18 protein-coding genes and 1 tRNA gene are annotated in these 17,405 nt (G+C 50.1%); 8 read left to right on the forward strand and 11 right to left on the reverse strand.

The genetic code is table 11. The annotated features are described in order from the left end of the window. The first annotated feature begins 3 nt into the window (after positions 1–3). From ACTG33_RS11165 to ACTG33_RS11175, 3 genes are all read left to right on the forward strand, one after another. Positions 4–1,005 carry a D-cysteine desulfhydrase family protein gene (locus tag ACTG33_RS11165; RefSeq protein ID WP_439135310.1) on the forward strand — a complete coding sequence of 334 codons (1,002 nt, stop codon included), beginning with the start codon at positions 4–6 and terminating at the stop codon, positions 1,003–1,005. Positions 1,006–1,135: 130 nt separating this feature from the next. Then, positions 1,136–2,053, forward strand: coding sequence for a 5'-nucleotidase (locus ACTG33_RS11170; protein WP_439135293.1), 918 nt, complete (start codon positions 1,136–1,138; stop codon positions 2,051–2,053). An 89-nt stretch (positions 2,054–2,142) separates the two neighbouring features. Next, positions 2,143–2,679, forward strand: coding sequence for a universal stress protein (locus tag ACTG33_RS11175; RefSeq protein ID WP_439135294.1), 537 nt, complete (start codon positions 2,143–2,145; stop codon positions 2,677–2,679). Positions 2,680–2,755: 76 nt separating this feature from the next. On the opposite strand, the gene ACTG33_RS11180 is transcribed toward ACTG33_RS11175, so the two are convergent. After that, the gene (locus tag ACTG33_RS11180) at positions 2,756–3,532 is read right to left on the reverse strand and encodes a sulfite exporter TauE/SafE family protein (RefSeq protein ID WP_439135295.1); all 777 of its coding nucleotides are present in this window, start codon (positions 3,530–3,532) and stop codon (positions 2,756–2,758) included. Positions 3,533–3,684: 152 nt separating this feature from the next. Between ACTG33_RS11180 and cysB the strand changes: the two genes are divergently transcribed. Continuing rightward, on the forward strand, positions 3,685–4,659 hold the full coding sequence (gene cysB / locus ACTG33_RS11185) for an HTH-type transcriptional regulator CysB (protein WP_439135296.1): 975 nt from the start codon (positions 3,685–3,687) through the stop codon (positions 4,657–4,659). Positions 4,660–4,831: 172 nt separating this feature from the next. Here cysB and ACTG33_RS11190 read toward each other — a convergent pair whose 3' ends face one another. Both ACTG33_RS11190 and ACTG33_RS11195 read right to left on the reverse strand, forming a co-directional pair. After that, positions 4,832–5,167 carry a hypothetical protein gene (locus ACTG33_RS11190; protein WP_439135297.1) on the reverse strand — a complete coding sequence of 112 codons (336 nt, stop codon included), beginning with the start codon at positions 5,165–5,167 and terminating at the stop codon, positions 4,832–4,834. A gap of 35 nt (positions 5,168–5,202) precedes the next feature. Beyond that, on the reverse strand, positions 5,203–5,943 hold the full coding sequence (locus tag ACTG33_RS11195) for a phosphoadenylyl-sulfate reductase (RefSeq protein WP_439135298.1): 741 nt from the start codon (positions 5,941–5,943) through the stop codon (positions 5,203–5,205). A 567-nt stretch (positions 5,944–6,510) separates the two neighbouring features. Here ACTG33_RS11195 and thrH point away from each other — a divergent pair. After that, on the forward strand, positions 6,511–7,128 hold the full coding sequence (thrH, locus tag ACTG33_RS11200; protein ID WP_439135299.1) for a bifunctional phosphoserine phosphatase/homoserine phosphotransferase ThrH: 618 nt from the start codon (positions 6,511–6,513) through the stop codon (positions 7,126–7,128). Positions 7,129–7,289: 161 nt separating this feature from the next. Here the strand turns inward: thrH and pabB are convergent, their stop codons facing one another. Further along, complete coding sequence (pabB, locus tag ACTG33_RS11205) at positions 7,290–8,735, reverse strand: aminodeoxychorismate synthase component I (protein WP_439135300.1); 1,446 nt, start codon at positions 8,733–8,735, stop codon at positions 7,290–7,292. A 615-nt stretch (positions 8,736–9,350) separates the two neighbouring features. Here pabB and ACTG33_RS11210 point away from each other — a divergent pair. From ACTG33_RS11210 to rraA, 3 genes are read left to right on the forward strand one after another with little or no spacing between them, the layout of a single operon-like run. Beyond that, on the forward strand, positions 9,351–10,328 hold the full coding sequence (locus ACTG33_RS11210) for an alpha/beta hydrolase (RefSeq protein ID WP_439135301.1): 978 nt from the start codon (positions 9,351–9,353) through the stop codon (positions 10,326–10,328). Further along, entirely contained in the window at positions 10,291–10,587 is a 297-nt protein-coding gene (locus ACTG33_RS11215; RefSeq protein ID WP_439135302.1) for a Rieske (2Fe-2S) protein, read from the forward strand. Before ACTG33_RS11210 ends, ACTG33_RS11215 begins: the two co-directional genes overlap by 38 nt. A gap of 33 nt (positions 10,588–10,620) precedes the next feature. Beyond that, positions 10,621–11,106 carry a ribonuclease E activity regulator RraA gene (gene rraA, locus ACTG33_RS11220; RefSeq protein WP_439135303.1) on the forward strand — a complete coding sequence of 162 codons (486 nt, stop codon included), beginning with the start codon at positions 10,621–10,623 and terminating at the stop codon, positions 11,104–11,106. 87 nt (positions 11,107–11,193) lie between these two features. Here the strand turns inward: rraA and ACTG33_RS11225 are convergent, their stop codons facing one another. The 7 genes from ACTG33_RS11225 to ACTG33_RS11255 form a co-directional block, all read right to left on the reverse strand. Further along, positions 11,194–11,862: an ATP-dependent zinc protease family protein gene (locus tag ACTG33_RS11225; RefSeq protein ID WP_439135304.1), complete on the reverse strand. Its 669-nt coding sequence runs from the start codon at positions 11,860–11,862 to the stop codon at positions 11,194–11,196. Between the two features lie 257 nt (positions 11,863–12,119). Continuing rightward, positions 12,120–12,401, reverse strand: a complete 282-nt coding sequence (gene tusB / locus ACTG33_RS11230) for a sulfurtransferase complex subunit TusB (RefSeq protein ID WP_439135305.1) — start codon at positions 12,399–12,401, stop codon at positions 12,120–12,122. A 13-nt stretch (positions 12,402–12,414) separates the two neighbouring features. Further along, positions 12,415–12,786: a DsrE family protein gene (locus ACTG33_RS11235; RefSeq protein WP_439135306.1), complete on the reverse strand. Its 372-nt coding sequence runs from the start codon at positions 12,784–12,786 to the stop codon at positions 12,415–12,417. Positions 12,787–12,807: 21 nt separating this feature from the next. After that, entirely contained in the window at positions 12,808–13,245 is a 438-nt protein-coding gene (gene tusD / locus ACTG33_RS11240) for a sulfurtransferase complex subunit TusD (protein ID WP_439135307.1), read from the reverse strand. Between the two features lie 218 nt (positions 13,246–13,463). Further along, on the reverse strand, positions 13,464–14,144 hold the full coding sequence (locus tag ACTG33_RS11245) for a Bax inhibitor-1/YccA family protein (RefSeq protein WP_439135308.1): 681 nt from the start codon (positions 14,142–14,144) through the stop codon (positions 13,464–13,466). 171 nt (positions 14,145–14,315) lie between these two features. Further along, positions 14,316–14,403: transfer RNA gene (locus tag ACTG33_RS11250), tRNA-Ser, on the reverse strand. Between the two features lie 315 nt (positions 14,404–14,718). Then, positions 14,719–17,405 (reverse strand): Rne/Rng family ribonuclease (locus tag ACTG33_RS11255; RefSeq protein ID WP_439135309.1); only part of this gene is annotated, 2,687 nt, incomplete at its 5' end.

A 17,405-nucleotide genomic window follows, 5' to 3' on the forward strand; every position in this document is an offset into this window, starting at 1 on the left:
CCCATGTTGTCCTTCCCGTCTCGTCTCAATCTGGCTCAAACCCCCACGCCGTTGCAGTGTTTATCCCGTGTATCCGGGGAGCTCGGCGTCAATATCTGGATGAAGCGAGATGATCTAACAGGGTGTACTTTGAGTGGTAACAAGGTTCGCAAGCTGGAATTCACCCTGGCAGAGGCTTTGGCGCAAGGATGTGACAGTATTGTCACTTGTGGTGGCCTGCAATCCAATCATTGTCGGGCAACAGCATTGCTTGGGGCGCAACTTGGACTCAAGGTGGTTCTGGTGCTCAGAGGAGAGACGTATGAGGCTGCGGATGGCAATTTACTGCTGGATTACCTCGCTGGTGCTGAAATCAAGCAATACCCGGTAAAGGGCTTTGCCCGTTCGCTACCCAGTCTGCTGGATCAAGCGGCTGAAGAGCTTAGGCAAGAGGGGCGCAAGCCGTTTGTCATACCCACTGGTGCCAGTGACGGAATTGGCATTTGGGGGTATATCGCAGCCTGCAAAGAATTGGGTGCGGATTTTAGTCGTGAACGGATCGTGCCCAGCCATATTGTGATGGCAACTGGATCCGGTGGAACCCAAGCTGGATTGACTCTGGGGGCCTATCTTCAGGGGTGGAGCTCGCAGGTGATTGGTATGGCGGTGTGTGACGATGAAGCGTATTTTCATGACAAAGTACGAGCGGATATGACCGACTGGCAGCAGCGTTATCAATCCCTGTTGGGAGAGAAAATCAGAGCGGCTGACGAGTGCAACATTCTTGTGAATGACCGTTATATAGGGCCGGGTTATGCAAAAGCCGATCAGGAAGTTTTTGACACAATAAGCTGGCTGGCGCGTACTGAGGGTGTGGTGCTGGACCCCGTGTATACTGGCAAGGCATTTTACGGGTTAATCGAAGAAGTGAAGGCGGGCCGCATGTCAGACGCTAAAGATATTGTTTTCGTGCACACTGGCGGGGTTTTTGGGAATTTCCCTCAGCGATCCGAGTTCAGTTTTTAGGCTGCAACAGCGGGTTTAGACTCAAGCGGGAAATATTGTCACAATCATCGTTACAGTGTTTTTTCGTCGTGTATAAGGCATGATCTGTCGTCGTATAAGGGATGACCAGATCAGGGGGTAGGGTATCAGTATGGCAAGTGTGAATGATCGAAAGCTGGTTCTGGCCATTTCATCGAGGGCGTTGTTTGATCTGGGTGATAGCCACGCTGTCTTTGAAAAAGAGGGGTTGGAAGCTTACTCCCGCTATCAAATCGAACACGAAAACGATGTGCTTAAGCCTGGTGATGCATTTTTTGTGGTGCAGAAGCTTCTTCGTCTCAATGAGCAGTTGCCAGGAGAGCCGCGGGTTGAGGTGATTTTGCTCTCCCGCAACAGTGCAGACACCGGCTTAAGGGAGTTTAACTCTATTGAGCATTATGGATTGAATATCTCCCGAGCGGCATTTTGTGGTGGCGAAAGCCCGTATCGCTATGTTTCCGCTTTCGGTTGCCATTTGTTTCTCTCGACGGATGCTGACGACGTTCGTCACGCTCTTGATCACGGCATTGCCGCTGCCACCTTGATGGCTTCCTCATCCCAGACTGAACACGGTGACCAACTCCGCTTTGCCTTTGATGGCGATGCCGTTCTCTTTTCTGATGAGTCCGAGCGTATCTTCAAACAGCAGGGCTTAAAAGCCTTTACCGAAAGTGAAAAAGCCTCGGCGATGAAACCTCTATCGGGCGGCCCATTCAAAGCGTTTTTATCAGCACTGCAAAGTCTGCAAAAAGAGTTCTGCAATGATCAGCCTCCCATTCGCACGGCCTTGGTGACTGCTCGATCGGCTCCAGCACATGAGAGGGTGATTCGTACACTGAGAGCTTGGGGGGTTCGTATTGATGAATCCCTGTTTCTCGGGGGGATGGATAAAGGCGAGTTTCTTAAAGCTTATGGGGCAGATGTGTTCTTTGACGACCAGAAAACCCTCTGTGACTCCGCCAGAACCCATGTGGCTACCGGACATGTTCCGCATGGCATTGCCAACGAGTTAATCAAAGAAGGCGATTAGACGGCTAAAACCTCTATAGCCTGCTATCCTTCACGTAAACGGGGACTAACTAAAGGGTTGTTGTCTCCTCGCTGAAAGGTAGCGGTAGAATGATTCGAAAGATTGTATTTGCCACGGATCTAGGGCCTTTTTCCTCACACGCTATGGAGCATGCTTTGGAGCTAGCCTCCACAATCCACGCCAAAGTGGTTGTGGTGCATGCGGTTGAGCCTCTTAACAGCTACGCGCAAGCGATTGTTGCCAGTTATATAGGCGGTGACAGCCCTAAAGACGCCAGCACTTGTGCAGCCAGCCAGTCCGAACCTGAATGTCGATTGTTGCAGTCCATTAAATCCCGCATTCTGGCCTCTCTCCAGCACGAACGTAGTGATTCTGCCCCCCAGTATGATTGCTTTGACGACGTCTCCGTGATTCAGGGGAAACCTGCGGAAGTGATATTAAGTGAGGTCAGGCGGCTGAATGCTGACTTGATCGTGATGGGCAGCCATGGCCCGGAGTCCATGGGAAATAATGTATTGGGTTCCGTGACAGCCAGAGTGCTTCAGTTGTCCAAGGTGCCAGTGTATATGGTGCCCATGATCAGCCCGCGAAACTGGTATAAAGTCGCTTCAGCGGCCAGTCGGTAAGGCGTGGCTAATTCTCTCTCAGGAGAGTGAGGGGCGCTTAGCGGCTCTTTTGTGAAGTTAAAAGCAGCTAACGTGCTTAAAACACGGCGAATTTAATACCCAGCCCCATCAAAATAATAGCCAGAATGGGTTGTAAGACATGATTGGGGAGTCGGGCACCCACCTTGGTGCCCAGACTGACCGCTGGCAGAGAGCCCATCAGCAGGCATGCGAGCAGTACAAAATCCACATTCCCCAAGAAAATAAGATGACCGAGGCCGGCGATGAGCGTCAGGGGGACTGCGTGCGCAATATCGGTTCCGACAATCTCTCTGGCTTTTAGCATTGGATAGAGCACCATCAGAATCGCAGTGCCAATAGCGCCAGCGCCTACAGAACTCAATGTGACAAATACCCCCAGGAAAACCCCCATGATGACCGTCACCGGTTTGGCGTGTCTTTGCAGCCATTTGGCTGGGGCAGATGGCTCTTTAGATTTTATGCGCGACTTGAATAGAAGAACAAGTGAAGTAATCAGCAACATAATGCCCAGGCTGGTGGTCAGCAGGTCTTTATACTGATCGGCGTGACCGAACACGGTCCTTAAGAGCAGCGTGGTGACGATGGCGGCAGGAAGGCTTCCGGCTCCCAAAGCCATAACAATAGACCAGTCAATGTTCTTCTCGCGCTGGTGAGAGATGACCCCGCCGGCCTTGGTGATAGAGGCGTATAAGAGGTCTGTACCAATAGCCACATTGTAGGGAAACCCGAACAAAATCAGCAGCGGAGTCATCAATGAGCCACCGCCGACGCCGGTGACTCCAACCGCCAAGCCTACTGCGGCTCCGGCAAAGATATAAAGTAAGATTTCCATGGCTATATAGACTATGGTTATTGAGAGGAGACTGGCTATAAGCGATTTAGCAATTTAGCTGGTAAATATACGGATTAGTAACTATTCTGGAAAAGAATATTTTTTTATATTTTTATAATTGAATTCTCAGTACTAGGCCATTTGGAGGGCTTATGAAGCTGCAGCAACTGCGATACATTTGGGAAGTTGCCCACCACGATTTAAATGTATCTGCGACCGCCCAGAGTCTGTATACATCGCAACCGGGTATCAGTAAGCAAATTCGCTTGCTTGAGGATGAGCTGGGCGTTGAAGTGTTTTCTCGAAGCGGAAAGCATCTAACTCGTATTACACCTGCTGGCGAGGCCATCCTGAAGACGGCCGGAGAGATACTTCGCAAGGTCGAGAGCATCAAGCAGGTGGCTCAGGAGTTCAGTAATGAGAAGAAGGGCAGCCTGTCACTGGCAACGACCCATACCCAGGCCCGTTATGCTCTGCCGAACATTATAGAAACCTTTATTGAACGCTACCCTGATGTCTCTTTGCATATGCATCAAGGGACTCCGATGCAGATTTCAGAAATGGCTGCCGACGGCACTGTGGATTTTGCGGTTGCCACGGAAGCTCTGGAATTGTTCAGTGATCTGATCATGATGCCATGCTACCGCTGGAATCGGTGCATTGTGGTGCCGAAAAACCACCCGCTTTGTCAGGTCTCACGCCTGTCGTTGGAAGATGTGGCCAAGCATCCACTGGTGACATATGTTTTCGGTTTTACCGGCCGTTCGAAGCTGGATGAAGCTTTTATTGAGCGTGGTTTGGCACCTAAAGTAGTTTTTACTGCTGCTGATGCGGATGTTATCAAAACGTATGTTCGTTTGGGGCTGGGTGTTGGGATTATCGCCAAGATGGCTTACAACGAAGAGCTGGACAGTGATCTTGTGGCTTTGGATGCCAGTCACCTGTTCCAGCCAAGCACTACGAAGATTGGTTTCCGACGAGGAACCTTCCTGCGTGGCTATATGTACGAGTTTATTGAGTTGTTTGCACCGCACCTGACTCGTGAAGTGGTGACTGATGCGCTGAATCGTCATTCGAAAAGTGAAGTGGAAGAGCTGTTTTCCAGTATCGACCTGCCCACTTATTAAGAGCGCGGCTGGTTAAATGAAAAAGGAGGCGTAAGCCTCCTTTTTTATGTGCCGGACTTTTGGTTGTCCGATTTTCCGATTTTTTTTAGAGCTGCTTTAAAGAAAAACGGCTCAAGTATGGAAAGCGACTCAGGTATACATAGCGACTTGGATATCGTAAACGAGCCAGATCCTAGATATAGTCCAGATCAGGGTTGTCGTTCATGATCTCTTTAAGTTCTTCTTTCTCGTTGGTCTTCTGATCGAGAACTTCCTTAACGAACTTAAAGTAAACGGTATGGACTTCTGGTGCTTCACCCATGCGCTCCACTACGAAGAATGGGGCGCGGTTTACGTTTAATTCGGCGGCGAGTTTCATGCCCGGACTTTCAAGATCGCGCTCATCAGCGACTAGAACTTCGTCGATGAACTTCATTTGATCGTTGCTTTCCAGTTTGTTCAGTACGTCACCACACTTTTTGCAGGGTGATCCGTCGGACAAGATTTTCTTTACCAGTGTGATTTTCACTAAAGCATCCTCTCTGAGTCCGACTCAACTGCGGACTATTTGTCGATATTGGTGGAGTGCAGACCACATTCTTTTTTAGTGGCTTCTTCCCACCACCAGCGACCTTCGCGTTCGTGTTGACCTGGACCGACAGGGCGGGTACAGGGTTCACAGCCAATGGAGATGAAGCCACGGTCGTGAAGGGAATTATAAGGCACGTTGTTGCTGCGAATATAGTCCCAAACCTGATCTGACGTCCAGTTGGCCAGTGGGTTGAACTTGGTCAGAGTGCCATTAGGTCTCGCAAAGACTTTATCGTCCTGAATGACGGGGATCTGGGCGCGAGTACCGGGGCTTTGATCTTTGCGCTGCCCTGTTACCCAGGCGTCAACTTCTTGCAGTTTGCTGCGTAAAGGGGCAATTTTTCGGATGCCACAGCACTCCTGATGGTTGTCCTCATAAAAGCTGAACAGGCCTTTTTCCTGCACAAGCTCACGGACGGCATCGCCATCTGGACTGAGAACATCAATGTAGAGGTCGTAGTGGTTCCGTACTTTCTCAATAAACTGGTAGGTCTCGGAGTGCAGGCGTCCGGTATCCAGGCAGAAAACTTCGACATCTGGATCGATTTTGTGGGCCATATCCACCAGGACCACGTCTTCAGCACCACTGAACGATATGGCCAGGTTGCCAAAAGTCTCAATCGCAAACTTCAGGATTTCCTGTGGGCTCTGTTCTTGCAATGTTTTATCAAGATCAACGGTATTGAGTAGTTGGGAATCGGGTTGCTGAGACATGCTTCTGTCCTAAATGTCTGACTTAAGGCTAAATGGAACGGTTAAGGGAGCTGTATGTTTGATCTGTACTTTCAATGTGTACTTATCAACGTGTACTTATCAATGGGTACTTTTAATAGCTACTTTCAATAGCCGCGAAGGATACCAGAGCTCTTGATAACTTAAAAATAATCTCGAGCAATAGCGTTATAACCAAAGAGAGTAAATGCAGTGCCAACTTAGATTCCCTGCTGTCGCCGTGGAACATTGGCTGAAATATGATTTGTTTGCGTTAGTTTTGCTCTGTTTGGCGATTGGGTTAGCTTCTGCAAACCTCTAACCCCTTTAAATTGGATGTGGTTTTATCATTACTGCTTATTATTTAATCAGTTGTAGTCGCTAGTTTATCCGATTTGTTAAGAGTTCCACGTGGAAAGAATTGCCCGCCACCCGCCGGGATACAAGTGTCTGGGTAAAGTTGGATTGCACCGTCCGGAGGAACAGGGTAGATTGCTGCGTTTCGTCGGGTTGCCGGTTTTAATGCCGACTCGGTGATGATGATAATCAACGTTCACTAGGAGCTCGTCTGTGGAACTTGCATGCTTGGATCTGGAAGGGGTACTGATTCCTGAGATCTGGATTAAATTTGCGGAAAAAACCGGTATTGAGGCATTAAAGGCCACCACCCGGGACATTCCTGATTACGATGAATTGATGACCATGCGTCTGGCAGAGCTGGACAAGCATAAGCTGGGGTTGAATGAAATTCAGGAAGTGATTTCAACCTTAAGCCCTTTGGATGGCGCTCAGGAGTTTGTGAACTGGCTGCGTGAACGCTTTCAGGTGATTATCCTGTCCGATACCTTTTACGAGTTTGCCGGCCCGCTGATGAAGCAATTGGGTTATCCGACATTGCTGTGTCACAAATTGACCGTCGATGAGTCAGGCCGTGTGACCGACTACAACATTCGTCAGGCGAACCCCAAGCGTCAGTCCATCGTTGCTCTGAAGTCGCTGTATTACAGGACGATTGCAGCGGGTGATTCATACAACGACACCACCATGCTGGCCGAGGCTGACGCAGGTATTCTGTTTCATGCACCTGACAATGTGATTGCTGAGTTTCCTCAGTATCCAGCAGTTCACACGTACGAAGACCTGAAAAAAGAGTTCATTAAAGCGAGCATTCGCCCTCTGACTTTGTAATTTCAGGTGTTGGATTGGGTGCGATCAGAACATAGATACCTTGATCCAGAGAACCGTATAAAAACCCCGGGTAGCTTGAAAAAGCTCCCGGGGTTTTTAGTTTTTAAGATCGTCTCGTTTTTGAAGTCGTGTTGTCCGTTACTTCTAGTTGTCCGTTACGTCTAGCTGTCCGAGACGTCTGGCTTGGAAGAGGGGGTTTTCAGGGTCTCCATAATAAGACCGATCTTGGTCAGTGACTCCTGATACTCTTTTTTAGGGTCTGAATCAGAGACAACTCCGCCACCGCCCCAGATAAACAGCTCATCCGCGTTGGCTGCAATCGTCCGTATGGCAATGTTGGTATCCATTCGTCCCGAGCGATCGATGTAGCCCATGCTGCCGCAGTAGACAGAGCGGCGACTTCTCTCAAGCTGCTCAATGATTTCCATCGCTTTGATTTTCGGGGCGCCGGTGATTGAGCCGCCGGGAAAACTGGCAGCCAGTATATCGATAGGAGAGATGCCGCTTTTCAGGACGCCCGTGACGCTGCTGACCAGATGGTGCACATTGGCGTAGCTCTCCAGATTAAAGAGTTTGGGAGTTTGCACACTGTGCGGCTGACAGACTTTGCTCAAATCGTTGCGCAGCAAATCGACAATCATCAGGTTTTCAGCTTGATCCTTGCTGCTGTGTTGCAGCTCGTGGGCAAGAGCTTTGTCCTGCTCGGTCGTTTTTCCTCTGGGTGCGGTGCCCTTGATCGGCTGAGTCAGAAGTTGACTGTCGGCACTCAGGATAAACCGCTCAGGGGACAGGCTGAGTACTGCACCATCGTCTGTTTCGAAAAAACAGGAGAACGGAGAGGGGAGTGCTGCTCTCAATTTTAAATAGGCTTCCAGCAGATCACCGTCGTAATGTGCGTTAAACCTTTGAGAGAAGTTGACCTGGTAGCAATCGCCTGCGTTGATGTGACGGCGAATTTGAGCGATTTGTTGCTGATAATCCTCTTCTTCAAAGTTGCTCGTTAACGCATTGATTTTAAAAGGTCTGTCTGGAAGGTCATCGAGCTGCCCCTGAGGTCGAAGGATGCTCTGTCGCAGGCTCTCTAAAAACTCCTGTCCTAGCTCGTGTTCCCCCACCAGTGTGGTTTGTTGCAGCAGGTGGTCCTGTACGACCGCCCACTGATAATACCCCATCTGCATCAATGGCAGGCCGCAGTCATCTTCCCGTAGATCAATAAGGGATTCGATCTGTCTTCCCAGGTCATAGCCCAGGTAGCCCATAAAGCCACTGTTAAACGGCAGCGCTTCGGATTGCTTGTCTTGAACTTCGGAACTGACTGCTGGTTGGGGAAGTAGGTTGAGTTCGCTGTTCAGGGCTTCCCATGCGTCTTTGTAATAGAGTGTTGCGGAGCCATCGGTAGCGATGCATTTGCATCCAGATGTCTGGTTCTCTGCAATCAGTTTTTTGGTGGGCGCTGCGCTTAAAATATCGTAGCGGCCGCGGTGTTGATTTGCTTCTCCGCTATCCAGCCAGATTGGCCAGCCCAAACCTCTGATGGCCTTAAAATACCCTGAGCTGGTTTGCTCATAAGGCAAGCTAAAGGTGAGGTAGTCTTGCGTGGCGGGCATTGAGTGAGTTCCGGTGTGGGGCGGGTATTCAAGTAAACGGCATGGCCAGTAGTGCGTCAGTGTATCGCAGAGCAGGTCTGGAGTGTATCGCGCGGACACCCATTGCAACCAGTTGCCAGAGCGCGGCATTGTAGAGGGTGTATCAACTTTTTTCTATACGGTTAACCTGGATCGATGTGTTGACTTGATTGTTCATGTAGGAATCGGACACGTCATAGAAAGTTGGAGAAGAAAATTTATCCGGGAAGCGATTGAGTGTTTTTGTTGTTGGTGTAAGCACTGCGGCGGAAGTCTTTTTGCTTTTTATGATTTTGTTGTGAAATCTGTTGGCTCAAATGATTTTCTCCGGCTAGGCTTAAATCTATGCGGTTGTTTATTGGCTTCAGTGTAAAATGGGTAATGGTTATACGTGCTCAGCCAGCTCGCGGCACAAGGCGATTATTAAACTGAGTACACCAAGTCATTAGGCCGAACTCAACAGGTTAGTTTCTTGTTGTGCAAAAAACACACTGGCAACTGGTAAACGCATGGTCAGTTTGAATGATCATAAGCAATTGGTAAAAAGCAAAATGAATTTAGACCTTTCTACCGTTTCTCTTAAGGATGAGATTCTCCGTGAAAAGTAGCAGTCGTTATTTCCCCGCACGTTTGATGAGCGCCGAAGTCCAGCAAGGTCTTGCGGAAGATGTGTACCTTATTAAACCCAACAACAGCCCGGATAAATCCGTTGAGTTGAGCCTGACGCACCTGTCAAAGCTTGATGATGGGGTGGCCGAAAAAACACAGGGGCCCGCTTTGGTTTTGGTTCACGGTAGCTACCAGAATCGTCGCCTGTGGTGGGCGGAGTCTGGCGACTGTTTGGCCAAGGCACTTGTGAATAATGGAATCGATGTTTGGTTGCTGGAATTTCGGGGGCATGGCCTGTCACCCATTAATCAGTGTTATGACCAAAATACGCTTGAGGATTACACCCGTTATGATTTACCTGCTGTGGAGCGATTCGTTGCTGAGCAATCTGGTCAAACAGTAAACTGGCTGGGTTATGGCACCGGGGCTGGAGCCCTGTTGGCCTCTGTGGCGTTGAAATCGTTCTACGGTGGGGCGGACGGGGTTTTCATTGGCGCTGGCGTACCCTTCTTTCGCGCCAAGTGGTCACGTATTCCTGGGGTCTCCTCCTTATTGGCTGCGGGTAAGGCCAAAATGGATTTGCTGAACGGCCCTGAACCAGAACCCGTTTCGTTTCTTCAGGGGTTGGTCAAAGAAAGTCAGTGGTTTGCGCGCCGCGGTAAAAGCCTCGGTCTGGACCTTTGGACGGAGCTGTCAGGGCTGGATCGCAGAATTCACTGGTTGGCCTCGGAAGAGGGTTTGCAGCAGCTGGATGATGGGTTCAAGGCGCTACAGTCACAGGAAATATTGGCTCCGATGCTGGACTCTGTCAGCATGGATGATGAGCTCTCTCAGTCTCAGGTGTTGCCTACCTTGACGGATTCGGCAAAAGTCGCCAGTCTGGCAGCAGATATCACTGGGTTACTGGAGACAGGAGGGGAGTCGAATCGTGTTCTATCCACTGGAGAAGCTTCATCTGCTGCATGATGGCTATCGACGGGCTTTCAAAATTGGCCGTATGGAGCTGTTGCTGATTCAGGATGAAGGTCGTACGTACCTCATAGAAAATCGCTGTCCTCATATGGAAGCCCCTCTGACCTACGGCGCGGTGCGTCAAGGTATTATCCGTTGCCCCATGCACGGTCTCGAGTTCAGCTTGCTGAACGGCCGATCCTCTGCCTGTGCTACCCCGCTCAAAACCCTGATGCCTGCCTACGAAGGCAATGTCATCGGTGTTGTGTTATAACCCCTTCAAATTTCAACTGCTTTAGGAATTACTATGGAATACATCACTCCTGACCTGTGTGACGCGTACCCGGAACTGGTACGGGTTCTGGATCCAATGTTCAATAACTACGGTGGTCGTCGCTCATTCGGAGGTGAAGTTGTCACCATCAAATGTTTTGAAGATAACTCACTGGTACGCGAGCAGGTGGCAGAGCCAGGCAAGGGAAAGGTACTGGTGGTAGATGCAGGTGGCTCACTGCGCCGTGCTTGTTTAGGTGATATGTTAGCAGAAAAGGCTGTCGCTAATGGTTGGGAAGGTATTTTGATGTACGGCTGCATCCGTGATGTTGATGCGATCGGCGCTCTGGATCTGGGTGTTCAGGCTCTCAATACACACCCTTTGAAGACGGATAAAAAAGGGATTGGTGAGCTGAATGTTGGGGTCACCTTTGGTGGCGTAACCTTCACTCCGGGTGAGTTTGTCTATGCAGACAACAATGGCGTGGTTGTTTCTTCTGAGCCGCTGTCCATGCCCTAAGAGTTTGTCAGATTAAAACCTATCATTGAATGTCTTGTAAAAAGCGCGCCAAACATCGGTAAGGCGCGTTTTTTTGTGGATGGTTAATCAGTGTTTATCGGATTTCTCTTCGGCATTACCCGATGATTCGTTTTCACCGGTGCCTTCCACGTCATCAACAGATTGTTCATTATCGGTCTGCTCATTCGGTGATTCTGCGCTGCTGGGTTTCGGTGAGCTGTCCTGATCTTTTGTCACGCTAGCGCAGGTTTGATCAGACATAAATGTTTCTCCGGGATGGATAACGGCAATGTGTTTTAAGGCGCGTCTGCCCATAAGAAGCGGGTAAGTAAAGTTTTCCCGGTCTACAAGGCTAACTTCTATCTCCCGCTCCATGCCGGCAATACAGATTTCAATGTTGACCGTTGGGCGGACCTCATTTTCCCCTTCGTGCTGCACAATACCGATGGTGCGCTCTCGTTCGCGAACCAGTACGGTCTCTTTACCTGTTGCAGGGTTTTCTACCGCAAAGCGTACCCAGCGTTTTCCATACTGTCTGAACGCCTTAATGACGCGAGCATCCAGGGAGGAGGTTTTGGCACCTGAATCAAGTTTTGCTTTCAGGGGAAAGTCTGGTTCGATGAGATAAGCCTTCTCTACCCAGCCGAGAGTTCTTAGGGGCTCTTTGTGATCCTTCTCGCCGCTTTCAGCAGCAATGGCGGCCGCACTGGCACTCATGGCTAAAGTAATCAGCAAGTTTCGAGCTGTTGCTTTCATATAGTTTCCCTCTACTTCGTTTCACGGGTAAGCGTGGATTCACCTTAAGGAATTACCTATTGAAGAACAAAGTGTTCCTATTTAAAGGGTGAGTCGGTACCGAAAGTGTAAATTGAACCGAGAGAAAGAGTTGAGCAGTTAACATTCCCTGTGGAGGGGATGGAACTACTGCGGTGGTTGGTGTCTAGATGTAGCGGTTGGTGTCTAGATGTAGCGGTTGGTATCTGGATAATGCAACTGCAAGCTAAACCGATGGCTTACCAGCTGATGATGGGGGAATGCTTTGCGCAAAGGTCTACAAAGCCAGGGTAGTCAATAGTTTGAAAGCTGCTGCCATGTGGAGGCTCAATGCCTTTCTGTTCAAGGTGTTCAATCAGTATATAGACCGTGGGCAGATTAATATGTACTTTTGACTCATCCAAAATGGCTTCTACGGCGTCTTCTATCAAAATCAGCGGATCGCTATCCAGTTTCGCCTCCAGGCATTTGCTCAAGCTGTCACCTTGCTGAGGGCTTTGGTTGACGATGTGTAAAGTCACGGGAAAGTTTCCTCTAAAAGTGAAGCACAGTGGCTTGCTGAGAGAGTAGAGTGCCGACGTCTTGTTGGTCCAGGGGGGTAACCGCTATTGTCAGCTTTTCTGCGTCGAGGTCTGATTGAGTTAAAGCATCTTGCGCAACATACACATTTTCTATGCCATAAAGTGCCAGATCCTGAAGCGCATCAGTTGGTTTCTCGTTGTTGGCCGCTTGTTGATTCGCCGTGTGAGCAGCTGAATGCGCAGAACTGGTGGGCTCAAGATGTCTGATTGCGCTCCCAGTGAATAAGAGGCTGACTTCGAGCCCAAATACAGCGCTGGTTAGGGCTGCATCCAGACTTTCTTTTATGATCGAGTGTTCGGAATCAATCAGTAGCAAAAGTTTCATGGTCGACGGTGGCCCACTGGATTAGCGAAAAGTGATGGTTCGATCACTGCTTGCGATTGCGTCTACCAGCTGTCCAAGTCCGGATAGTTGAAAACCTTCCCTAATACCAATTATGTCCGTTTGGGTGAGCCTGGATCCATCTTTTGAAGCTGACTCTACTTTAACCTCACTGGCGATCTTTCGTTCCAGAGCTGCCGTCACGCAGACAACTAGATCTAGCCCATGTTCTTGAGCCAGTGCACTCCATCGTTGACTGACGCTTTTTTGACTGACGCTTTCGCAGTCATCGGTCTTTAGCAGGGTGGATGAATCATTAGCGGCGTGGTAGACGCCATCGCCGTAAAAAAACACCCTGTACAGTTCGTGCCCCTGATGTATCAACGTCTGTGCAAAGTCTATAGCGGTGTGAAACGGACTCTGTTCCGCAGGGGAGTTGTATACAATTAACGAAAACTTCATGGGATCTGGAGAACTCGACCTTGTTTAGGGATGCGTGTTGGGTAATGGCAGTTGATAGGTGGATATTATCAGCAATATGCAAGAAGAGGGCGATAGGGTTGCTAGCTTGTTGGTCGTTGATGCCGACTTTTACATACTTTTGAAAAACAGATAGGCATAAAACAGATAGGCATAAAAAAGCCCCTTACGGGGCTTTTACTATCTTTTACAAGATCAACTTAGTCGTTGCTGGTTGCGCCAATCAGGTGAAGCAGGCTGACAAACAAGTTGTAAATGTTCAGGTACAGAGACACGGTTGCCATCACGTAGTTGGTTTCGCCACCGTTAATGATACGGCTTGTGTCATACAGGATGAAACCAGACATCAGGAAGACAATCGCAGCACTCAAGGCAAGGTGAACACCAGCGATATTAACACCGAAGAAACCTGCAACCATCATGGCCAGAGCACACAAAACCACAACGATCAGACCAGTAACCAAAAAGCCGCGCATGAAGCTGAAGTCTTTTTTGGTGGTCAGTACGTAGCCAGACAAACCGAAGAATACCAGGGCTGTGCCTGCAAGGGCTTGCATAACGATCTGTGAGCCGTTTGACATGGCCAGGTAGTGATTGATGGTCGGTCCTAAAGAAGCACCCAGAAGAGCTGTGAAGCCGAATACAACGTAGATGCCGCTACTGGAGTTGGCGACTTTAGGAAGTACAAACCAAACCAGAGCAATAGCTGCCAGGTTCATCATCAGGGCAATGCCTTGACCCAGACCTACCGCCATTGAGATACCGCAGGCCACGGCGCTCACGCCCATGGTCATGGCGAGTAGCATGTAAGTGTTTTTCAAGACCTTGTTACTCGAGAGGCTGGACTGTGTCCGCGTCTGTGTGTTGTAGATCTCTTGCATGGTCAATCTCCGTTGAAGATAAGTTCCAGAAAGTTAGGTTAATAATACAAAGGGTGTGGCCAAAATCAAGAGACTTAACACAACTATGCGAAATCATTAAGTATCTGATTTTTAATAAAAAAGAATGAGTAGCCTTGGTGAGGCTAAAGATTGTATCTGGAGGAGAGTAGATGGCGGTGGGGCAGGGATTCGAACCCTGGGAGCTGTTACACTCAACGGTTTTCAAGACCGCCGCTTTCGACCACTCAGCCACCCCACCGGAACGAAGCGAATTATACAGAGGTTTAACCTTACGGCAACCCGCTAACCCATTATTTTTTAAGGAAAAGGGATCTTTTTTGGAAAACCTGAACTTGTTTGGAGGGAGCAATGGTTAAGTGCAGATTAGGGAGTCATCAAGACGAGGAAATAAGAGTCAAACTGGTTGTTTTGGATGCACTCAAGAAGCGCGTAGCAAGAATAGGGGTTAGCTAAAGAAAAAAGCCCCTGGCAGAGCAGGGGCTTTTCTGGGGATCACATTGTGTGTGATCTGGAGCCGGTTCGCAGCGGTTTAGCCGCAACGAACCGAAGTCAATTAACCGCGCTTGTGACGAGGGTCATTGGCTGGACGCTCTAGAGGGCGTGGGTTGTGAGCAATTTCTGCCGCTTTGGATGTGTCCAGCGGTGCGCTCAGAGCCACGTTAATGGTTTTGCTGCCGATCTCCAGGTTAACGACCGGACGTGGGTTTAGTCGTGGATCGTTGCTGGGACGGCTGTAAGTCGCAGTCTTGGGCTTTGCGATTTCGGGTTCTTTCTCCGCGGAAGCTTGGACGTCTTCAGCAGGAGCTTTTTCCACAGGAGCCTTAGCTGCGGGTTCTGCTGCGATTGGCTTCTGCTGCTCAGCAGGTTTCGCCTGGCTGTCGCTTTCAGGTTGTACTGAGGCTGCAGGTGACGTTTCCGCTGGCTTTTCGGCTTCGGCTGCTTGCGGCTTTTCCACTGGCTGGTCCGTTGCCGGGGCTTGAGCGGGTTGCTCGCGCGTTACAGCGGCTTGAGCCTTGGCAGCGGGAGCTTCTTTGCCTGCTGAAGGTTGTTCCTTCTTGGCTGGAGATTCACTCTTGGCAGAAGGTTCGGTTTTAGCTGAAGGCTTGCTGTCGGCTGAAGGCTTGTTATCGGCTGAAGGCTTGTTATCGGCTGAAGGCTCTTTATTAGCTGAAGGCTCATTGCTAATTGAAGGCTCACTACTGGCTGAAGGCTCTTTCACCTGCTCTTTGCGTGGTGCGGGTTTGTTGTCACCGTCGGCCTGTGCAGCTGGCTTCTCGCTGAACTGAAAGCGTTCCTGTGCAGGAGCTTGTTCTGCAGTTTTAGGAGCCTTTTCAGCTGGCTGTGCCTGTTCCTGTTGGTCTTGCGCTTTGCTTTCAGGTTTAGGTCTGCGAGCTTTGGAGGCGGCTTTTTGTTGCTTGTCAGCATCAATAGCGTCTCCAACCTGCTGATTCAGAGCTTCAACTTCCTGCTTTTCAGGAGATTGATCTTCTGATGTTGAGTTCTCAGCGTTATCGCGACGACCGCGACGGCGAGGTTGTGGCTTGCCGCGTTTGTTAGCAGGACGCTTCGAAGGACGATCGGTGTTGTCGTTTTCAGGCGTTTCTGCCTGCTGCTCTTGTGGCGCCTGTTGTGCGTCAGTCGGCTTGTCAGTTTTTGGTTTGCGGCGACGGTTAGGGCGTTCACGTTGCTGCTCACCTTGCGGCTGATCATCCTGCTGTTTATTGCGGCGATTGTCGTTGTTGCGTTTTTCGTTACCGCGAGCTTCGTTGCGATTGCCGTCACGATTTTCAGAACGACGGTCATTGCGACGATTATCGCCACGGTTGCCTTGCTCGTCACGATCATCACGGTTGTTGCGATTATTGTTACGATCATCGCGGTTGTTGTTGCGGTCATCACGATTATTGTTGCGACGATTGCGGTTGCCGCCGCCGCGACGGTTGCGCTGGTTGCGATTACGCTGCTGTTGCTCTCGTTTTTGGCGTCTTTCCTCTTCTTCTTTTTCGCGAGCCTTGGCTTCAGGATCGCCAAACAGAGCGTGGATGATGCGCGTGATCAAGCTGACAGGCTTTGGCTCTTCTTTCTCAACAGGTTTCGGAGCAGGGGCCATGTCAGTCGGCTGTAATTGCTGGACAGCAGGTTTTGGTGGTGGCGGAACATCTGCTTTTGGCTTCAGATCGTCTTCTGAGTGGTCTTCAGGTGCGGCGACAATCTTGTAGCTGGTTTCAGCGGCGGCTTCGTCATCACGCAGGCGATGAACCTCGAAGTGAGGTGTCATCATGTGCTCGTTAGGTACGATCAGAACACGAGTGTCGTTGCGGGTTTCAATGCCGGAGATGGTCTTGCGTTTCTCGTTCAGCAGATACGTAGCCACGGAGACGGGAGTAATAGCCCGAATTTCGGCACTGCGCTCTTTTTGAGCCTCTTCTTCAACCAGGCGAAGAATCGACAGGGCAATAGATTTGGTGCTACGGATTGTTCCTTGGCCGCTACAGCGTGGGCACACCTTGGATGTGGTTTCACCCAGTGATGGACGCAGACGTTGACGGGACATTTCCAGCAGGCCAAAGCGTGAAATACGGCCAACCTGGACGCGTGCGCGGTCCATGGACAGGGCGTCACGCATGCGGTTTTCCACTTCGCGCTGATTGCGGACAGGCTGCATATCAATGAAGTCGATAACCACCAGGCCACCCATGTCGCGCAGGCGCAGCTGACGAGCGATCTCGTCGGCGGCTTCCAGGTTGGTGCGCAGGGCGGTTTCCTCGATGTCGCTACCTTTTGTGGCGCGAGCCGAGTTGATGTCGATAGAAATCAGAGCTTCGGTGACATCAATTACGATAGAGCCACCGGAAGGCAGTTTCACTTCGCGCTCGTAAGCGGTTTCGATCTGACTTTCGATCTGGTAGCGGTTAAATAACGGGGTATCGTCTTCGTAGAGTTTTACCTTGTTGCCACTGCCGGGCATCATCTGTGCGATCAGTGCTTGCACCAGATCGTAAGATTCTTTGCGGTCAACGATGATTTCACCGATGTCGAGACGCAAATAGTCGCGAATGGCGCGGTACAGCACGTTACTTTCCTGGAACAGGAAGTTCGGTGCAGGAGCGTCGTCTGCTGCAGTTTGGATGGAGGTCCAAAGTTTCAGCAGATTATCCAGATCCCATTGTAACTCTTCGGCACTGCGGCCAACGCCAGCAGTACGAACGATGACACCCCTGCCAGAAGGCACTTCGATCT

Origin of the sequence: Pseudomaricurvus sp. (assembly GCF_965662505.1) — a bacterium.
Lineage (GTDB): Bacteria > Pseudomonadota > Gammaproteobacteria > Pseudomonadales > Cellvibrionaceae > Pseudomaricurvus.